This is a genomic window from Blautia sp. OF03-15BH (assembly GCF_003463065.1).
GTDB lineage: Bacteria > Bacillota > Clostridia > Lachnospirales > Lachnospiraceae > Limivivens.
Genome location: NZ_QSCM01000011.1, coordinates 76,859 through 96,049 on the forward strand (window position 1 = coordinate 76,859; position 19,191 = coordinate 96,049).

Genomic DNA, 19,191 nt, shown 5'->3' on the forward strand with positions numbered 1-19,191 from the left:
AAGCATATCAAGGCTCTTTCCATTATGGAAAGGAGCATAACGATGTCGGAAAAAAGACGGGATAATAAAAATCGTATTCTCCGAACCGGAGAGAGCCAGAGAAAAGACGGAAGATATGCCTACAAATATATAGATACCTTTGGGAAACCGCAGTTTGTTTATTCTTGGAAGTTAGTGCCTACGGACAAAACCCCGGCAGGAAAGCGCGACGATATAGCGTTGAGGGAAAAAGAGAAAGAAATCCAAAAAGACCTTGACGACGGTATCGACCATATCGGAAAGAAAATGACGGTCTGCCAACTCTACGCAAAGCAGATACGCCACCGGGCAAATGTGCGGCATGGTACAAAGCAGGGGCGAAAACAGCTCATGCGGATTTTGCAGGAGGATAAACTTGGAGCCTGTCGGATTGAAAATGTGAAGCTCTCCGACGCAAAGGAATGGGCGTTACGCATGAAAGAAAAAGGTTACGGCTTCAAGACTATTAACAACCACAAGCGTTCCTTAAAGGCTGCCTTTTACACAGCCATACAGGACGATTGTATTCGTAAAAATCCATTTGACTTCCAGTTGAACACCGTCCTTGAAGATGATACGGAACCAAAGGAACCTCTATCCCCTACGCAGGAAGCGGCTTTTCTGTCCTTTGTGCAGCATGATAAAGTCTATCAGAAATACTACGACGAGATTATCATACTGTTAGGGACAGGGCTTCGCATTTCGGAACTCTGCGGACTGACGGAAGCTGACATTGACTTAGACAAACAGCTTATCAATGTAGACCACCAACTTTTGAAAATTGCAGACGTGGGCTACTATGTGGAAACACCTAAGACGAAAAGCGGCAACCGGGTTATTCCTATGAGTGAAAAAGTGTTGGAAGCATTTCAGCGGGTGCTGAACAAACGGAAATATGCACAGCCTATTATTTTAGAGGGCTACACAAAATTTCTGTTCCTTAACCGGAACGGCTTGCCAAAAGTGGCGGTCAACTATGAAAGTATGTTCCGAGGACTTGTGAGGAAATACAACAAAACGCAAAAGGTAGCATTGCCAAAAGTAATGACACCGCACACCTTACGCCACACATTCTGCACCACGTTAGCAAATGCGGGAATGAACCCCAAAGCATTGCAGTACATCATGGGACATTCCAACATCAATATGACGCTGAACTATTACGCGCATACGACTTCCGAAACGTCGATAACAGAAATGAAGCGGCTAATTGCATAAGTAGTAAACGGAGAATTTACTACTCCACATACTACTTTTGAACATCAAAACATACGGGGATATAAGAAGATTTGAGAGTATCTTCCATAACAAAAAATGCCGGAAAAGCCTGTAACAATAGGCTATACCGGCATATAAGAACTTTTGAAAAGATAATCAAAAATTACTTTGTGATTTTAAATAAACAAATTGATAAATATTACGAATGGATTATTAGTTCGCAGGAAAAAAGCCTTTTGCTATACAAAATTGAGGCAATTATGGCGTTTTCAAGTAAACGTATTAACGCTTATGACGTGGCTCAAATGTGTGGAGTTGAACACGACGAGGCGGCGTTTGTTTTAAATGGCTTATATCCAATTATTGTATGTGAAGGCGATAGATACTTCGCTTTTCATAATGATGTAAGGCTTTTTTTACAGAATGCAATTATTCACAATTCAAATATAAAAGGAATTACCGAATCAATAATTAATCGAATTAAACAGGATAGAGAATTATGGAAATATCGATATGATATCTCTTTTAATTTACTAGTATCTTGTAAGGCCACTGATGAGGTGTTGAAACTGATTGATGTTGAATATGTAATGGATTCAGCATTATATGGGATATCGTTTGATAGGATACTTCAGCAGTTTATACTAGCGCACCAATTGCCAATGGATAATCTTGAAGAAGTATGCATACATTCAAGTGCAGTGTCTCTTTGTTTGGCACAGTATGCAAATTGCATACAGTATTATGCAAAAGAATCGGATTATTTTGAAGCACAAAGTATCAACAAAAAGACTAAAGCGGAAAAATATTGTTTGAATGTTAAAAATGATATAGAGCAAATCATTTTAGATATTGATTTTGCTGCTAAGGCTGGATTTGAACGAGGACATAAACTTTTCGATGAATACCTCAGTGGATATAATATAGAGGCATTGTTAAGCGGGGAGCTAAACAAAGAAACGCTTGTTAAGGCAGGATATATATTTCGATGCTATGGTGCAGATTATATGGATGCTCTTACTGGAAATTCTAACGATTATGTTTATTTTGTAGATGGATGGTTAGATGCCAGTGTAAGTATTACATCAAAAGAAGATATCAGGCAAACATTCACTTTTAAATGGTATAATCCAGATTCATTGTATGCATATATTCATCAGATTACAGAAGAAAAGAATCTTGAAAAAGAATCATTTGACGAATTGTTGAATATTCTTTTAGGAATGTCTGCATCTATAGAAATAATTATAGAGATTTGCACATATGGACTGTTAAACTCATATAAATGCGAAGCTGGGATAGAATATATTGGCAACCATTTAAGTGATATTATAAAAATAGATAGAGATTATAAATACGAAGATTTAAGAATAATTTCTTTGATTAAGGCTAACTTGTGCCTGTTTGGTAGGATTGAGGAATCGTTAGTTGAAAAATGTTATAAAGAAATATTGAATCTAACTCATAATGGTGAATCACAAAGAGGTTATAAACCAGCATTGGCACAGTATGATATTGCAAAGCATGTTAGTGAACAATTTTATTCGGTGGACAGAAATGATGTATTATCTAAAGATGATATCTTTTCATTGATTTATTTTGCGGATAAGTACGGTGCTGGATCTGCTCATGATTGTAATGGATATACTGTTATGAGATTTTTACGTAAAGTATTGGTGAGCTTTTCCGAGCATAACCCCAAGGCAGGAATTATCGATACTATTTGTAAAGCGGTTGTTCAATGTTTGGAATGGGATAAGACTCGATTTATTCCGGAGTTTAACAGGTTGTTCTGTATATCAAATGCGCATGCTGATTTTCTAAAAGTTGCAGAATATTGGTGTGGCGAAGATGGAGTGGCTTGGAGATCAGAATATGATGAGATGGAAGATTTATGTAAAAACATGATACCTGCATTAGAATACTTTGGAGAAAACAAGTTTATAGAGGAAGTACGTGAAAAACAGAAATATAGAATGTTTGGCTATGTGGGAAGAAAAGACTATTCGTTAAATGGTTTACTTGATTGTTATAAAAAACTTCCTCTGAATGAAGAAAAATTATGCTGTTATGGCATGAGACTGTTTTACGTTTCAAATTTAGCGGATTCTATTGGTGATAATAGGTTTTCAAGTGAAGTTGACCGAGAGTTGCTAGAGGATGCCGTTAAATTGGGGTACAAGTACTGTAATGCATTATTTGAACTAAAAAATACTCCTAAAGGTTTAGTTTATTGGAGAATGAAAGTTCTTGATTCTCTATATTGCAATATAGATTTGATTTCTGATGATTCTGAATTAATTGCGTTATACAGACTTACAAATTCATGGATTAAAGAGTATATAGAGAATGATAGAGAATACAATCGATTGGAAACCTTAAGAAGTTACAATTATGAAATTATTTCTCGCATTTCAAGTTCTGAAATTCGGGAAAAGCTTATGGCAAAAGGATTGTATGATAAAGCGGAACATAAAGATTTCTCTGTAGAAACAGGAAGGGACTATAATCTCGAAATTATCAATCTTTTAAAAGAAGATGGATATAATGAAAAGGCGGAAGGAGTAATTCTTACACAAATAGATAAAAGAGAAATCGGATTACATAAGCTGATTATGGAGGCAGGAGATATTATCGCCCAAAAACATATGGAAGAATATGTAAATAGATGTGTTGTTAAATTTATTCTATCTGAAAGCAAGTATGGTTATATAGGCAGCGGAATTAGCGATGTATTTGAACGTTATTATGAAATGTTCAATGATAATACATGGAATCTTTTATTTGAAAATATAGTAACTCGATTCGCAGAAAGTGATTATGGCATAATTGCCTCGTTGTGGGGAGATTTTACAATTTTCTCAATTTATTATCTTTCAAGAATAGATAAAGATAAAATAAAAGCTTTATTCGATTGTTTATGTAAAACACATGAAAGTCTTTCTTCGGCGAATGGAAGAGTAAAAATAAAAGAAGAAAAACTGATATTGGATGAGAATATTACGTCGCTCTCTGATATGGTAAATTTTCAGCTTAATATATGACTTTGGGTAAAATACTTATTCTTAGAAAGGAGGGATTTTGTGCCAAAGCAGAAAAAAAGAAGGCTTGCTGATTATTCGACTTCAGAGATGGTAAAGCTTTGCGGAATGAAAGCCAGCAGTACTTTTGAAAACAAAAGAGATAAAGTCTTTGAGAGATATGAAATAGATCCAACTCTTTTTAAAATGGATTCTAGCATTGAGGGAGGAGAAAACTTTTATCCTGTTGTTTGTGCTGAATTATTGGCAATTCTAATAAAAAATTGGGATAAAAACCCTTCAAGTAGAAAAAATGCTAACAGAGATAATGTTACAGTGACTCAGATTTGTGATTTTTATAGGGCATTATTAAAAGATGTAGATGATCTTCCAAAAGAATTGAGAGGACTTATATATAAATCTTGCCAGAGTCATTTTACTACAAAGCGTCTTGCAATATGGGCGGAAAGAGTAGTAAATGGATTGGCATTATTTACAGAAACGCATATGGATCAACCAGAGGAAAATATAGGTAAGCTTTGTCAGGCTCTTGCTATTAATTTGGATAAAATGACATACATGGAATACATGAATAATAAGCTTATAGAGGCTGTCCCTTGGATCGCTCAATTTGGTGTATTTCCAAATCCTTTTAACATGAGTTCTATGCAAAAACCAGCAATAGGTACTCAAAATGTTGGTCTAGACGTTGGCTTGGCAGAGTTGATTAAGGCTATTGCATTAGAGATGAATAGCGATAAGGAAGAAATACAGTATGAGTCTATAAAAGATGAGGAATCTGATATTGGCGCTGTAAGGGATGTGTATTACAAAATGGTACAGTCATGGTATGTCTCGTCAGAGTTTGAAGAATATACAACAAATACATATTCCAAAGGAGCTTCTGCTTGGAAAAACTGGGCCGAAAAAATTGAATCTGGCGAGATGGAGGGTAAAGATGCAATTGTAGCATTTTATGAGAAGCAACTTGCGGAAGCAAAACTAGAAGTTATGGCATTGGAGCAGCGTTTAGAGGCAATAAAAAATGACGAGCCAGCTATTTTTCCGGTGACTGCTGAGGAAATAGAGGATATTAATGATGCGTACGTAGAGTATTTCGGTGCTAAGTATGGTAAGCAGACTGATAACCATCGGTATGCAGATGTATATATTGGGCAGATGCTATGGGCATTTTTAACCCAAGAAAATTTTTAAATTTCGTACTTAAGTATTTTGGAGAAAAACGGTGCTATCCTTAACTTACAAAAAAGAGAAAGGAGCACACTAGTATGATTTATTTTTTGTCTGAATCAGAAAAGAAAACTGCCATTAAAGAATATGCTAGTCGTCAAAAGACAATTAGACAGCTTGCACAAAAATATGGCGTCTTGTATGAAATAATGCGACGAATAATGGTTAACGCTGGATACTCGAATGGGTTGAAAGTAAGGTGAAATATGAGTGCAACCGGCTGTCCATTTATTAGGACAGCCGGTTTGTTACCATAAGAATCATAAAAGGGGGAGTGCACGATTTTCGCGGCTGTCAGATATTTTCGTTATTTTGTAGATTAATATTACAAACAAGTGTTCGCGGTGATATACTTTCAGAATAGTAGCAACTAGAAAAACTCGATATGTTTCCGACAACAAGAAGGGTTTAGGTTGCGGATTGAATAAGGGCAAAATGTGCGTAAGCGCAAAATATTGCTACGTTACTCATGAATTACGCTTGCACCAAAATGATAGATGCAAGCGTCTTTCTCTATTTTAGTTTTGACAGTTCGTTTTCGCAGTCTCGCTCCATGGGGCAAGCTGTTCCAACTGCTCATCTGACATTTTATCGTCTGGCCGCTGTGATAAGAGGACGAAAAATCCTATTTGTTCAGCTCTTGTGTTTATAATGGGCAAAGAAGAACCAAATTATAATTCCATATCATACGACCTTTTCTTAGTTCGAGCAGGCTGATTTCGCCGCATCTCCTGTTTCCTCTGATATTCAAGTTCCCAGGCACGATGGGAAAAAACATCAGGATCTTCCACATTGAGATAATCTACCTCATTGGCGGCAATATCACGGCGGTGATAGTCATAATACTTACCAAAAGTACCTTTGAGCTGCTCAATCAGCTTATCCCGGAAATCAGGACGTATCTGGATTCTGGTGTCCAGCAATTCTGTATACTGTTCAGGTTCAGGACGAAATTTTTCTTCCCGGAAAGCGGCGGCATCTTTTTCAAGCTGTTTTTTGAGCGAGATGTCCTGAGAATCCAGGATATCAAGATTGTTATTCATCTGGCCGTATTTCTTGGATAGATTCGTCATATCTTTATCGGTAGAGCATTCTGCCTGGAAGATTAGCTGCTCTTTCCTTGATTTCAGTTCTTCGATTTCTTCGGTAATAGTGGTAAGCTGCTGATTTAATTTTATATGCTGGATGGGATTCAAAATACTGGTTTTATCCTTTTGCACATTCAGTTCTTTCCGTTCCGTAACTTTAGCTTTGAGTTTCTTTTTAACTGTGTTGTATTTATTCAGTATTGGATTAAAATGATTCATCCAGTCATGGATCACTTCTTTTTGCATCTCATTGTGGAGCAAATGATATTGTGTAAAAATCATGTGATTGCGGATTGCTTCCAATGTTTCTGCTATTATTGGAATAGATTTTTCTACAGCCTGTGCCAGTTTTGCTACCTGGGCTTTTAATTCCCGGAGCATTTTGTTATCTGCACGAATCTGACGGTTGATTTCACAGCGGTCTGCTATCATGCCTTTCTTTTCCATATTCTGGGCAATGTAGCCTTCATGGATGGTTGGCTGTTCGGTGATTCCCTGATCTGCAAAGCTACGGTGATCAATGGTAGCATTTATCTGATTACGTGCAAGCATTTTATTTACGGCATCTGCCCAGTTTGCCCGCCAGATGCAAAGTTGTTCATCACTGTTCCATTGTTCGGAAATAGGATTCTGTCTGCCATATCGGCTGCTCTTGGGGTGTTTATAAATCCGTTCATATCCTTTTTCCTGTGCAACAGAGGAAGTCAGATATTCTTTCTTTTTCCCAACTTTATAGCGATATTGCTTTTCCCATCCCTGTTTCTGAGCAGTTTTAAATTCAGAAGCAGTAAATCCTTTTTCTTCTCCATCTTTGATACAGAGATATTCTTTTTCTGTTTTATACTGCCATGTTCCATTTTCATTTAGTGGTCGGACAGTAAGAAGAATGTGTGCATGGGGATTGTGACCATCTGTATCGTGAATGGCAAAATCAGCACACATCCCCATATCTACAAAATTCTTTTTAATAAAATCCTGAAGAAGAGAAATATTGCTGTTTTTATCCAACTCAACAGGAAGTGCAACAACAAATTCTCTTGCCAGTCGGCTGTCTTTGGTCTTTTCGGTTTCTTCCACAGCATTCCAGAGTTGTTCCCGGTCATTCCATTCCAATGGCGCCATTGGAGGAAGCATCACTTCCTGATAGATCAGACCATGCTTTCTGGTATAGTCATGCTGGATGCCATCATAATCATTGTACATGCGGCTACAGCTCATATAAGCAGAAGCAGCAACAGCAGATCGACCGGAACCACGGCTGACGACTTTAGCTTGCATATGATAAATTGCCATATCTGGCACCTCCTTTCGATGTTGCCTGCAACAGCGGATAAAGCCCTCGGCAGAGCGCACGAGCCCCGAAGGGGATACCACTGCCTGATTTATCAGGTGGTGAGTAAGTGCGCCCTTCGGGAGTAGAACTTGTGCGTTTACATTCCCCGTAGCCGGATCATCAGCTCCCTTTTCAGGGAATCTAAATCCATTTCTTTAATATGGGGAACAATACTTTCCAGAATGGCTCCTTCCTGGACTAATCGGTGTGTTCTGGCATCACGTTCTTTTTTGCGATTTCTTGCTTCGGCTTCTTCCTGGCGGTGTTTTGCCTGTAAAAGTGCTTTTTCTTCTGGTGTCATAATTCTTTTATCTGCCATATCTGGCACCTCCTTTTTATGCCCGTATCCGGGCGGTTTTGGCTTTAAAATCTTATGCTTTGGTACTATGGTTTTAGATAACTGACAGTGACATATTTCTGGTAATAAATGAGGAAAGAAAGTAGTACCACTGCCAGTGAAAAACAATCATTGCGTTATACTTCTTCGAGTCAATTCTGGTTCGGAGCATGATTGTTCAATAGGATTTTTTTCGCTTGTTTTAAATTAGCTGTTGCATTGTCCTGACGGATATTCCGGTTATTGATACGGACAGGAATACATCTTTCCAGAATACGGTCATAAATTCGTTTGTGTGCGATATCAGCGGCGTTATTCAGCTCTGATAAAGTGAGATTGGTCGTTATGATCAGGGGCTTTTTACTGCGGTAACGACTGTCAATCACATTGAATACCTGTTCCAGTGCAAAGTCAGAGTTCCGCTCAATTCCGAGATCATCAATAATCAGAAGACTGTAGCGGTTTAAGCTGTTGATGAACTGGTTTCTGTCTTCAAAATGCATTCCGGTAAGGGTATTCAGAATCCGGGAAAAGTTGGTCATCAGTACAAGAACGCCTTTTTCCAGAAGGGCATTGGCAATGCAGCCTGCAAAAAAAGATTTTCCAGTACCTACATCACCCCAGATGAGAAGTCCGGAAGCGTTTGCTTTCATCTCTTCCCAGTTACTTACATAATTGTGTGCCAGTTTTATTTCCGGATTGATGCCGTTATCCCTGGCAAAAGTGTAGTCATAGAGTGCTTTGTCCTGTAAGCCGCTGGTTTTAAGATGCTCTATTTCCATTTGTTTTTCATGAAGTTTTCTCTGGGCCTCTTCCTGCTCAAAGATTTCCTGCTGGCATTTACAGCGGATGGAAGGAATAAGAACCTTTCCCTGTAATTCATGCCGGCATTGTCTTGGCGTATTGCATTTGGAACAGTAGATCAGGTGGTCTGTTTCGTTAAAATATTCATCAGGCTGAATCTCTCTGTTTGGTGTTATAGCGGTTGCTTTTTCTGTAAATTTTGTCATATGTTTCGTATTCCTCACTTTCGTAATTTCTTTGCCGGGAAGCAGGATGATCCTGGCTTGCCCAGCTGATGATGGTAGCTGCATGGTTCTGGTATTGCTTTCCGGTAGAAGCCATATAACCGGATAAGCGTTCAATATAATCCTTCCAGTCAGGGATTGTCTGTCGGATATCTTCCAGCTCTTTTTCTGACAGAAAAACATTTTGAAATTTTCCATAGGGTGAGAGTGGCTCCTTACTCCCTCTTTTTTCTAAATTGTTCTTTTTTATCTCTTTCTTATTACCAGACAGTTTTCTGTCTGTATCAGGGAAAGAATCCTGTCTGTCAATAGGACAGTTTTCTGTCTGTCTTAGGGAAAGAAATCTGTCTGTATAGTGGATGGTTTCTTTTGGGAGTTTTACATAAATCCGATTGGGCTGTCCGGGTCCCTGCCGTTTTCGGAAGATAAGCTCCTGTTTTTCCAGTACTGCCAGAGCAGTTTTAACCGTCATCTGGCTTTTATGGAGAACTTCTGCCAGTGCTTCAATTGTAAAGTAAATGAACACATGACCATTGATATCTGACCAGCCCTCATTTTTCTGGGAAAGCCTTGCCCGGTCGAGCAGGATAATATAAAGCATTTTGGCAGTTTCGTTTATTTCCATGTCCAGAAGAAAACGGGGAAACATCATATAAGATGGCAGGTTGGTGTCTGCTGTCAGAAAGTCCGTCATGTGTTCACCTCCAATCAGTTATTCTCCAAGAAAATCCCAGTCTACATCACTATCTGGCTGTGAATTTTCAGGTGTTGGAAAGGACGCCCTGATTTGGGGCTCCCTTTGCACCATGCCTGCAGTCAGTCCGGAAAGAAAAAGTGGCAATGCCTGTTTCAGACTGTTTTCCACTGCATCTACAATCTGTTTCACAAAAAGTTCTTCCCGTTCTCTTGTTTCCAGATAAGGATCAGCCTGTGTGCGGTAGTAGCGGTCAAAATAATCTACCAGTGCAAGAGAGATTACCTGACTGTAAGATTTAAAATCCTGCCTGTCCATTGTCTGTAAATATTCCCAGGCTCTCCGCTGCTGTTCTTTGCCCAGATTAAAGCGCAGGTTGGTGTTGCGGATATTGTTCTGCATGGTTTATCCCCTCCTTTTCAGGCTCATATAAGCCAGAGATTCGTAACCTTTGGCGGTGGCGCAGATGTCATCAATGATGGTGACTCGTGATTTGTCATACGTTCCGAAGTTACGAATCAGGCATCCACCACCGCCAATCACATACAGGCGCATCAGGTCAGGATTATATTCATATTTGCGGAGCGTGGAAAAAAGTTCTGCCACATACTGTCTGGCAATAGAACTGATACAATCCAGATATGGTGCTGAAATGTCAGCGGTTCCAAACCGCAGAATCTGTTCTACTGTGGATTCTTCAATTTTCACTCCGAATTTGTCCAGAACAGCGTTCTTTGCGGCAATCATGCATTGGTTTACATCAAGTTTTTCTGTCCAGCATCGGCTCTCCTGAGCTTTCTTATTGTTGATATACAGAATGTTCATGGTTCCGTTTCCGATATCTGCAAGGAGATTGGTTCCCTTGAAATCTCCAAGTTGGTTTACAATAGCCGGATACCCCTGTGGGTAAAGGCTGCATCCCACAAAGTGGAGATGATACTCTTTGCCGTTAAAAAGGTAACGGACTTCTGGATTCTGGAGCAGATAGGAACGAAAAGCTTCTCTTTGAGTTCTGATCCATGTCAGAGGAAGTCCGGCAGCCAGATGAACATCTGCTTCACGGAAGGAAAAGACATTTAGTTCCCTTGCAATAGCCATTAGCGTCAGAAGATAATATTCTTCGTCCATAGCTTTATCCGGGATAAATTCTTTGTGTCCTTCGCCAATCCGGTAGTAAATGCCGTTATATTCCAGAATATTCCCGGTGAAGATTGGTTCGGTTTCATAGGCTTTGATTCCGGTTGGTGTGACGGTGTTTGCTGTTTTCATATTGCCATAGCCATGATCTACAGCGATGATTTTTGTGTTTCTGAGTTCTCGCATAAAAAATACCTCCGTTTTCGTATTGATTGATTCAGCAGGTCGTACCGGTGTGGTACTGCTCTGCTGTGAGATAAGCATAAGAAGATCGGAGGAAAAAGGCATTGAGGGGAAATTGAGCAGGAATTGAGAAAAAAGATATATTGTGCTTACGTTCTTCATGTACTCTTGTTGTGATTTCATTGTTTTTTATCGTATAATATGGATACTGGAGGTGTGCGCCAGTTCGGTGCCGAATATATAACTGGTGGGAATCCAGTCTGGTAAGACCTAGCAAGTCGCCAGTACCGAGTCCTTGGAGCATCAAAGGCTAACAATGATGTTTAAGCGTAGGACAGGGAACAGGAACGCCGTAATGCGTAAGCGTGAAGTGATTGAGCTTCGTTAGAAATATCAATTGTGTGGGGTGGTCTGCTACCTCCTTGGGTCACCAACAAGGATTAGTCGTTAAAGCGAGACTATGAAAACACACCGGAGTCCTAGAGCATGGCATACCTGATATCGTTATATTTGACATACCTGGGAGACCTGGATGGTTCTGTACATGAGACAGTAGGGAATATCGACCAATGCAATGGTGAGTATGAACGAAGACCATCGAGGAGTCGGATTCGTCCATAGTACTGATGAAAGCAGTAATGACGCTGGAGGGAAGGGACGGACAATAAGTTGCTTTTGTAATCAAAACATAGAGAGCACAGGAGGCATAAAATCTATGGAAAAAGAGAAAGCAGAAATAGCCAGTCTCGTAGAAAGATATGGCAGAGTTCAGTCGCTAATGAAATATGTCAACAGTGACACACTCAAAGAGTCCTACAACAAACAACCCAAAGGGAAAGCAGTAGGAGTGGATGGAATAACCAAGGAGCAATACGGAGAGAACTTAGAAGAAAACATAGAGAGTCTGCTTGTCAGAATGAAGAAGTTTTCCTATAAGCCATATCCCGTGCGCAGAGCCTATATCCCAAAAGGTAATGGCAAGATGCGAGGACTCGGTATTCCGTCATTTGAGGATAAAGTCGTTCAAGGTGTCTTTAAAGAGATACTGGAAGCGATTTACGAGCCTAAGTTCAAGGAGTTTTCATTTGGGTTTCGTCCAAACAGAAGTTGTCACGATGCCATTCAAAGAGTAAACAAACACATCATGGCAGACAAGGTCAATTACATTTTAGATGCAGACATCAAGGGATTCTTTGATAACCTAGACCATGATTGGATGATAAAATTTCTTGAGCATGACATAGCAGATAAGAACTTCATCAGATATATCAAGAGATTTCTGATAGGGGGAGTTATGGAGGATGGTAAGCGACTGGATACAGAAGCTGGAACAGTACAGGGCGGTCTGATTTCGCCAGTGCTGGCAAATGTGTATCTGCACTATACCTTAGATACATGGTTTGATTATGTGAAAAAGTATGAGTTTAAGGGAGAAATGTACATGGTACGCTATGCAGATGATTTTGTATGTCTGTTCCAATACGAGAATGAAGCACAAAGGTTTTATCAGCTTCTGGTAGAAAGACTGCGTAAATTCGGTCTTGAAATTGCAGAGGATAAAAGCAGAATTCTACCCTTTGGCAGATACAAGGGAACCAAGGAATCCTTTGACTTTCTCGGCTTTACACACTACAATGCGACAAGTCACTGGGGCAAATACTGTGTACTGCATAGAACAAGCAGGAAGAAGCTGAAAATGAAAAGAGAAGCAGTCAAGAAATGGTTATGGGAGCATATGCACGAAAGCATAGCCGATACCATAGAAGCGTTGAATGTGAAACTGACGGGGCATTACAGATACTATGGAATCTATGGGAACTACATAGGTTTGCAAAAGTATTACAAATATGTGAGACAGGAGTTATGGAAAAGCAAGAGACGCAGAGACCAAACGTATTGGATGACGTGGAAGCAATATATGAATATTCTAAAGATACATCCACTGGAGTATCCAAGGATATATCTGAAAAGTGCTTATTAGGTAAATGGCTTATTGAAGAGCCGTATGCCTTAATAGGGCACGTGCGGTTCTGTGAGGGGCTTTTGAGACTTGAACCTCTCATCGCAAAAGAATATAGATGAAAGGAAGTGAAAAGTCGAGACAAAGTCTACTCGACGGTTTGGATGAAATACAAGATTTTAGTTGTCGATGATGATAAAGAATTGGTGAAAATGCTTTGTAGTTATTTTAATATGAAACAATATGAAACCATTACGGCTACAGATGGAATGGAAGCATTAAATAAAATAAAAATGAAACCGGATATTATTTTATTGGATATCAACATGCCACATATGGATGGGATTGAAGTATGTCGTCTGATACGCAGTAAAGTGTTATGTCCAATTTTATTTCTGACAGCAAGAGTTGATGAAGATGATAAAATTAATGGGCTGCTTTCGGGCGGGGATGATTATATTACGAAACCATTTAGTCTTCGGGAGTTGGAAGCGAGGATTGTTACAAACATAAAGAGAGAAGAAAGGCATCAACAAAAAACAAAATATCGTTTCATGGATGAAATGCTGATTGATTATTCTGAAAAAATAGTAGCTATAGCTGGACACAGGATGGAGTTCACAAAAATTGAATATCAGATTATTGAATTCTTATCCATGCATCCAGGGCAGGTGTTTGATAAAGAACGTATATATGCACAAGTCTGTGGATATGATGCACAAGGGGACAGTAGAACGATAACGGAATTAGTACGGCGTATAAGGAAAAAAATAGCGGATTATTCAGAAAAAGAATACATAGAAACTGTATGGGGGATTGGATACCGATGGAAAAAATAAGAAACTTGTCACTGAAAAAAACAATTCTGCTTTATTTTGTGATCAGCTTAACGGCAGCATTTCTGTTATCTGGATTTACAGTTCATTTTGCAAGAAATATGCAGAATAAAATATGGGAAAAATATATTGATTATGCAGATTATACGGACGTGTTTCAGCAATATGGAAAGAAATACGAGATTGAGATATCAAGACCTAATCAATCGCAGATGAATCGTTTGGACCATCATCTTTCGGAAATGTGTGACTTTATGGAAACATATTCGGTACTGATTTTTTCGATTGTTGGGAGTGTTGTTGCGGTATTCTTTTTTTATAAAAATAAGTTAAAGACACCTCTACAGGAACTAAAAGATGCCTCACAAATGATTGCAGATAATGAACTGGATTTTCATGTGTCCTATGAAAATAAAGATGAGATGGGAACTTTGTGTAAAGAATTTGAAATGATGCGAAGTGATTTAGCAGATAACAACAGAAAGATGTGGCGAATGATTGATGACGAGAAGGCTTTGCGGAATGCAATTGCACATGATATACGTTCTCCACTTTCTATATTGCGTGGGTATCAGGAAATGCTCTTAGAGTTTGTTTCTGCTGAGAGTATAAAAACAGAGGATGTTATTGATATCTTACAAACAGGCATGTATCAGATTGACCGTATAGAGCATTTCACGGAAAACATGAGAAAAATGTCCCATTTAGAACAGAGGGAACTGCAATGCTCAGAGATAGAATTATCAAAACTGGCAAAAAAGATTGAGGCAGAAGCTGCCATGCTGTCCAAGAAGGAAAGTAAATTATGTAAGGTAGAAAGAGTGCAGGAACAAAACATTGTGAAAGTGGATGAGGAACTTGTCATGGAAGTGACAGACAACTTACTGGAAAATGCGATTCGATATACACAAAAAAGTATTGCTTTGCAGATAAAGAAAAAGGAGGGTTTTCTTATAATTTCTGTTGAAGATGATGGAATAGGATTTGTGGATACTGAGGAAAAAGTAACAGAACCATTTTATCATAAGAATCCACAAGATGATTTAAAGCATTTTGGCCTTGGCATGTATATTTCTCGTATTTTCTGTGAAAAGCATGGAGGAAATTTGAAAATATATAATGCCAGACAAGGCGGTGCTCATGTAGAAGCTCTTTTCAAAGCTGAATAAAAATACTTTATAAGGCTGAAATCACAAATAAAGTGGTTTTAGTCTTTTTTGTTGTGAATTTATTGAGAATTGATTTGTATGATGTTGTTAAAGAAATAAAGAAAGGAAGAGATACAATGAAAACAATCATAAAAAGAAGTATACTTGATTATTTAAAGAACCCTGTTTTGTGGATTGGCTTGATTATTATAGTTGCCAGTATGTATCAATGTCTGTCATCGTATTTGCAAATTCATTATGTCAAACAGAATGAACAGATCACACAAAATGACGTAGCATTGGAAGATGCTGATGTCATGGATGGGTACATTCCCACATCTGATGATAAAGAAAGAAGAAGGGAGTGGGAAGATACGATCAAAGAGACGTTAATGGACACATCCCAAAATGGTTTTGGATTTAGCAGGCAGGAAGCAGATCATGTAATGAAAGAAATTCAGAATATGGATGTAAAGACTGCTTCTGAGTTTTTGGAATCCCAATATGGCTATTATAATGCATTATATGCTTATGAAGACCTTGAAATTCATAAGGGGACAGCAGAAGAAATCAATCATTATATCGAGAGGAAATTATCCGAACATTCTTTTTCCTGGTACTTTGCCAAAAAATTTACGGATTTTGCAGGATTGCATATGGCCTTTTTTGCAACAGTCTTGCTATCATTTTTATTTATTCAGGATACACGAAAAAGTACCTATGAATTATTACATACAAAGCCTGTTACGGCAATCCAATATATATGTGGGAAAGTAATAAGCGGATTCATTAGTATGCTGGGAGTATTAGTGATTTTGAATGTTATATTCTTTATGCTGTGTTTGAAAACGTCTTTAGAATCGGGCTTTCCAGTAACACCAATTGATTTTTGCGTGAATTCTCTGATCTATATTGTTCCGAATCTTTTGATGATATGTTGTGTCTATACAATTACAGCATTAATATTTAAAAATCCGCTTCCGGCAGCACCAATCTTGTTTTTACACATTATATATTCAAATATGCTGACCATGAAGAATGATATTTATTATATGAGACCGTTCTCTATTATGGTGCGATTCCCTGGCAGATTTTTTGAAACACATGTAGCCAAAATGTCAAACATAAATCAGATTATTCTTGTAATTTCATCAGTTATATTAGTATGTATTTCTGTTACAATCTGGAAAAGGAGGAGGGTTCATTGAAAACGGAACTAAAAAACTGCCTGTCGTTATATAAGATTTTTTATTCATGTGCATTTATACTGATATTGTGTGCTATTCATCCGATTATATACTATGAAGAAATCGGTTCAGCGATTCAGTCTCCAATAGCATTTTTAACAATTATTTTTTGTAGTGACACATATTTGATGGAAGTAAAAAGTAAGCGTGCCGATGTATTTCATTTGTATGATCAAAAAAAGCAGTTAAAAGTAATATCACAGAGAGTGTGCGTTCAAATATTATATTTATTAATACTTTCCTGTGTTGGATATGTTTTGTTTTTCTGGCAAAAACCGGGCAGTGTAAACGAAGGCGTTTCGGGCACTCAGATATTCCTTTTATTTTCCATTGCAATGTTCGGAACCATCTGGCTTTGGAGTATATGCTCTGTGATTTTGTGTACATTGCTTGGAAATATGTGGGCAGGTATAGGATGTTTGTTTGGAATTGTCATTGGACTTATATCAAAAGCGGGAAGTTCATTTTTCGGAAATCTGGGATTGTTTTCTTTCAGCTTTTGTGAACCTACTCAATTAATGTCCGAGAGTTGGATTTATGGAACACTTGTGTCTTTTATAGTGGGTCAGCTTTTATTTGCAGTATTACCAATGGCTTTAAAGAAAAGGGGATAGATTATGAGTATTAGAATAAATGATTTAACAGTTAGATTTAAAAATGGTGTAGTTGCAGTAAATAAGGCATCTCTTGAAATACCTAAGGGAATTTACGGACTTTTGGGAGAGAATGGTGCTGGAAAAACCACTTTGATGAGGGTTCTTACAACTGTTTTAAAACAAACGGAAGGAATGGTTTCCCTTGATGGAATTCTGTATAACGAGGGAAATTATGAAAAAATACAGAAAAAGATTGGTTATCTTCCACAGGAAATCGACTTATATCCGAATCTTACGGTGAAAGAATGCCTTGTATATATGGGTGGACTATCAGGAGTATCCACAAATGACCTCAAACAAAGAATTACCTATTATTTGGAAAAGACTTCTCTTACAGAGCATCAGAATAAAAAAATGCGGCAATTATCTGGTGGTATGAAGAGACGTGTCGGACTCATACAGGCACTTCTTAATAATCCGGATTTTTTGATTATTGATGAACCTACCACCGGGTTAGATCCGGAAGAAAGAATCAGGATCCGCAATCTTTTGGTTGATTTTTCAAAGGATAGAACTGTGCTGTTTTCCACTCATGTAGTAGAAGATTTAGCAGCAACCTGTACACAGCTTGCCATTATGAAAAAGGGAAGTTTTTTATATTCTGGAAGCGTGAGTGGGTTGCTGGAAAATGCAAGGGGCTGTGTTTGGAATTGTACGGTACAAAATGCAGAAGAAGCCCGTTTGTTAGAAGCCAATTATTCTATATCATCTAAGCAGTATGTAGAAAATGGAATTCATATGAAAGTATTAAGCAAAGGAAAGCCAAATGAGAATTGTGTCCTGGATAATGATATCACTTTGGAAGATGCATATATTTATTTGACGAATAGTTGAATATAACGGCGGGCAAGTTGCCCGCCGTAAATTATGCTTATTTTGTTAAAAGACCGGATAGATTTTTTCCAATGAAAAATCCAATCTGTGGATATAACTCCTGAATTTCCTGATATTTTGCTTCAATCATTTCTGGTTCATCAGCCCAGATATTTTCATATATTTTGAAAGCTCTTTTAAAATGTGTTTTGGCTTGCGGAAGATTGGCAGTCATCAGATAAATGGTTCCAAGGGTTTCCTGAACTTTGGCATAATCCAGACAGTCATCGGAATGGTATTCCTTGATGATGCCGGATAATTTTTGCAATTCAGAGATTCCTCTTTCGGGTTCCTGCTGTTCTGTCAGGAACATTGCATAATTGGCAATCTGAGGTATGCTGTCATTTATATGAAGCAGGTTAAATTGGTCAAGCAGTGAGATACTTTTTTCCATGTGTTCTCTTGCAAGATCGGGATGACCGTTCATGCGGTAAAGTCCACCGAGATTGGCATGAAGGTTGGAAACAAGGCGAGCATTGTCAGCAGTGATATTTTCTATCTGGGCAAGTGCATCCTTTTCCAGTTTTATTGCTTTTTCTGGCTTGATTTCAAGAGTAGCCTGAAAATCCAGTAACAATGCCCGGTCAGAATCGGTGCCAATGTTTTTTGTCTTTAACAGCCCCGTTAGTTCCTGAATGATTCCATTCATACCTTTGTGGTAGTTATAGTTATCCATGTATGGAAATGCATTTTCCAGAAAAAGCAGATACTTTGGTATATCATCCTTTTCAATCAATTCTATGATATTTCCGATTGTTTGAAATAGCTTTTTGTAATAAGCTACTTCCATTCCATGCATTAAACATATGTGCTGTAAAGAATCCAGTAATATGTGGCAACGAGTTACAGATGGTTTTGTCTCTGAAAGGGTGATTTCCTGAATCATCGGATGCAGAGAGATAGTGCGACGTTTTGTTGTTTGGACAAAACCAGTCTCAATTAAATCGTTGATCTCATTTAGTGTGGGCAATTCCAGCCATTTGGCAAATATACGGGCAGAAATACCGGTGGAAGGAAGAAAGCACATATTACACAGGATATCCTGCTGTTTAAGAGATAAAGTGTATAACGAAAACAGCGTATGGATATGACTGTAATAGGTGGCTGCATATTACGCAAGAACTGCGCATCCGTTCCAGAGGAACGGAGCGCCATTCCGCTTCA

Annotated in this window: 15 protein-coding genes and 1 pseudogene; 9 read left to right on the forward strand and 7 right to left on the reverse strand. The window is 38.3% G+C overall.

Annotated features, from left to right (window positions below; translation table 11 throughout):
• The first annotated feature begins 42 nt into the window (after nt 1-42).
• From DXA57_RS12160 to DXA57_RS12170, 3 genes are all read left to right on the forward strand, one after another.
• On the forward strand, nt 43-1,236 hold the full coding sequence (locus DXA57_RS12160) for a site-specific integrase (RefSeq protein ID WP_055152828.1): 1,194 nt from the start codon (nt 43-45) through the stop codon (nt 1,234-1,236).
• Between the two features lie 71 nt (nt 1,237-1,307).
• A complete protein-coding gene (locus tag DXA57_RS12165) occupies nt 1,308-4,280 on the forward strand; it encodes a hypothetical protein (protein ID WP_158571318.1) in 2,973 nt (990 codons plus the stop codon).
• A 39-nt stretch (nt 4,281-4,319) separates the two neighbouring features.
• The gene (locus DXA57_RS12170) at nt 4,320-5,471 is read left to right on the forward strand and encodes a hypothetical protein (protein WP_117767617.1); all 1,152 of its coding nucleotides are present in this window, start codon (nt 4,320-4,322) and stop codon (nt 5,469-5,471) included.
• 707 nt (nt 5,472-6,178) lie between these two features.
• Here DXA57_RS12170 and mobQ read toward each other — a convergent pair.
• The 6 genes from mobQ to DXA57_RS12200 form a co-directional block, all read right to left on the reverse strand.
• Nucleotides 6,179-7,888, reverse strand: a complete 1,710-nt coding sequence (gene mobQ / locus DXA57_RS12175; RefSeq protein ID WP_117767618.1) for a MobQ family relaxase — start codon at nt 7,886-7,888, stop codon at nt 6,179-6,181.
• A gap of 137 nt (nt 7,889-8,025) precedes the next feature.
• Nucleotides 8,026-8,247 (reverse strand): DUF3847 domain-containing protein, encoded by a 222-nt coding sequence (locus DXA57_RS12180; RefSeq protein ID WP_117767619.1) that lies wholly within the window; start codon nt 8,245-8,247, stop codon nt 8,026-8,028.
• Between the two features lie 170 nt (nt 8,248-8,417).
• Nucleotides 8,418-9,275, reverse strand: a complete 858-nt coding sequence (locus tag DXA57_RS12185) for an ATP-binding protein (RefSeq protein WP_117767620.1) — start codon at nt 9,273-9,275, stop codon at nt 8,418-8,420.
• A complete protein-coding gene (locus DXA57_RS12190) occupies nt 9,217-9,987 on the reverse strand; it encodes a replication initiator protein A (RefSeq protein ID WP_117767621.1) in 771 nt (256 codons plus the stop codon). The genes DXA57_RS12185 and DXA57_RS12190 overlap by 59 nt, the downstream gene beginning before the upstream one ends.
• Before the next feature lie 18 nt (nt 9,988-10,005).
• Nucleotides 10,006-10,389 carry a hypothetical protein gene (locus DXA57_RS12195; RefSeq protein ID WP_006858996.1) on the reverse strand — a complete coding sequence of 128 codons (384 nt, stop codon included), beginning with the start codon at nt 10,387-10,389 and terminating at the stop codon, nt 10,006-10,008.
• Nucleotides 10,390-10,392: 3 nt separating this feature from the next.
• A complete protein-coding gene (locus DXA57_RS12200; protein WP_117767622.1) occupies nt 10,393-11,310 on the reverse strand; it encodes a ParM/StbA family protein in 918 nt (305 codons plus the stop codon).
• A gap of 712 nt (nt 11,311-12,022) precedes the next feature.
• On the opposite strand from DXA57_RS12200, the gene ltrA reads away from it, so the two are divergent.
• From ltrA to DXA57_RS12230, 6 genes are all read left to right on the forward strand, one after another.
• A complete protein-coding gene (gene ltrA / locus DXA57_RS12205; protein ID WP_117767623.1) occupies nt 12,023-13,288 on the forward strand; it encodes a group II intron reverse transcriptase/maturase in 1,266 nt (421 codons plus the stop codon).
• A gap of 143 nt (nt 13,289-13,431) precedes the next feature.
• Nucleotides 13,432-14,106, forward strand: a complete 675-nt coding sequence (locus DXA57_RS12210; protein ID WP_117767624.1) for a response regulator transcription factor — start codon at nt 13,432-13,434, stop codon at nt 14,104-14,106.
• Nucleotides 14,094-15,272 (forward strand): sensor histidine kinase, encoded by a 1,179-nt coding sequence (locus DXA57_RS12215; RefSeq protein ID WP_117767625.1) that lies wholly within the window; start codon nt 14,094-14,096, stop codon nt 15,270-15,272. The genes DXA57_RS12210 and DXA57_RS12215 overlap by 13 nt, the downstream gene beginning before the upstream one ends.
• A gap of 116 nt (nt 15,273-15,388) precedes the next feature.
• Entirely contained in the window at nt 15,389-16,459 is a 1,071-nt protein-coding gene (locus tag DXA57_RS12220; RefSeq protein WP_117767626.1) for an ABC transporter permease subunit, read from the forward strand.
• Nucleotides 16,456-17,112 carry a transporter gene (locus DXA57_RS12225; protein ID WP_243005788.1) on the forward strand — a complete coding sequence of 219 codons (657 nt, stop codon included), beginning with the start codon at nt 16,456-16,458 and terminating at the stop codon, nt 17,110-17,112. The genes DXA57_RS12220 and DXA57_RS12225 overlap by 4 nt, the downstream gene beginning before the upstream one ends.
• A gap of 3 nt (nt 17,113-17,115) precedes the next feature.
• Nucleotides 17,116-17,988, forward strand: coding sequence for an ATP-binding cassette domain-containing protein (locus DXA57_RS12230; protein ID WP_117767627.1), 873 nt, complete (start codon nt 17,116-17,118; stop codon nt 17,986-17,988).
• A gap of 37 nt (nt 17,989-18,025) precedes the next feature.
• Here DXA57_RS12230 and DXA57_RS17515 read toward each other — a convergent pair.
• Nucleotides 18,026-19,132, reverse strand: a pseudogene (locus DXA57_RS17515) (tetratricopeptide repeat protein); the annotation flags it as partial.
• Nucleotides 19,133-19,191: the final 59 nt, after the last annotated feature.

Coding starts and splice junctions, on each gene's coding strand:
- DXA57_RS12195 (WP_006858996.1), bottom strand. CDS start 10,389: ATGCAGAACAATATCCGCAACACCAACCTGCGCTTTAATCTGGGCAAA.
- DXA57_RS12190 (WP_117767621.1), bottom strand. CDS start 9,987: ATGACGGACTTTCTGACAGCAGACACCAACCTGCCATCTTATATGATG.
- DXA57_RS12200 (WP_117767622.1), bottom strand. CDS start 11,310: ATGCGAGAACTCAGAAACACAAAAATCATCGCTGTAGATCATGGCTAT.
- DXA57_RS12180 (WP_117767619.1), bottom strand. CDS start 8,247: ATGGCAGATAAAAGAATTATGACACCAGAAGAAAAAGCACTTTTACAG.
- DXA57_RS12220 (WP_117767626.1), top strand. CDS start 15,389: ATGAAAACAATCATAAAAAGAAGTATACTTGATTATTTAAAGAACCCT.
- DXA57_RS12160 (WP_055152828.1), top strand. CDS start 43: ATGTCGGAAAAAAGACGGGATAATAAAAATCGTATTCTCCGAACCGGA.
- mobQ (WP_117767618.1), bottom strand. CDS start 7,888: ATGGCAATTTATCATATGCAAGCTAAAGTCGTCAGCCGTGGTTCCGGT.
- DXA57_RS12230 (WP_117767627.1), top strand. CDS start 17,116: ATGAGTATTAGAATAAATGATTTAACAGTTAGATTTAAAAATGGTGTA.
- DXA57_RS12215 (WP_117767625.1), top strand. CDS start 14,094: ATGGAAAAAATAAGAAACTTGTCACTGAAAAAAACAATTCTGCTTTAT.
- ltrA (WP_117767623.1), top strand. CDS start 12,023: ATGGAAAAAGAGAAAGCAGAAATAGCCAGTCTCGTAGAAAGATATGGC.
- DXA57_RS12185 (WP_117767620.1), bottom strand. CDS start 9,275: ATGACAAAATTTACAGAAAAAGCAACCGCTATAACACCAAACAGAGAG.
- DXA57_RS12210 (WP_117767624.1), top strand. CDS start 13,432: ATGAAATACAAGATTTTAGTTGTCGATGATGATAAAGAATTGGTGAAA.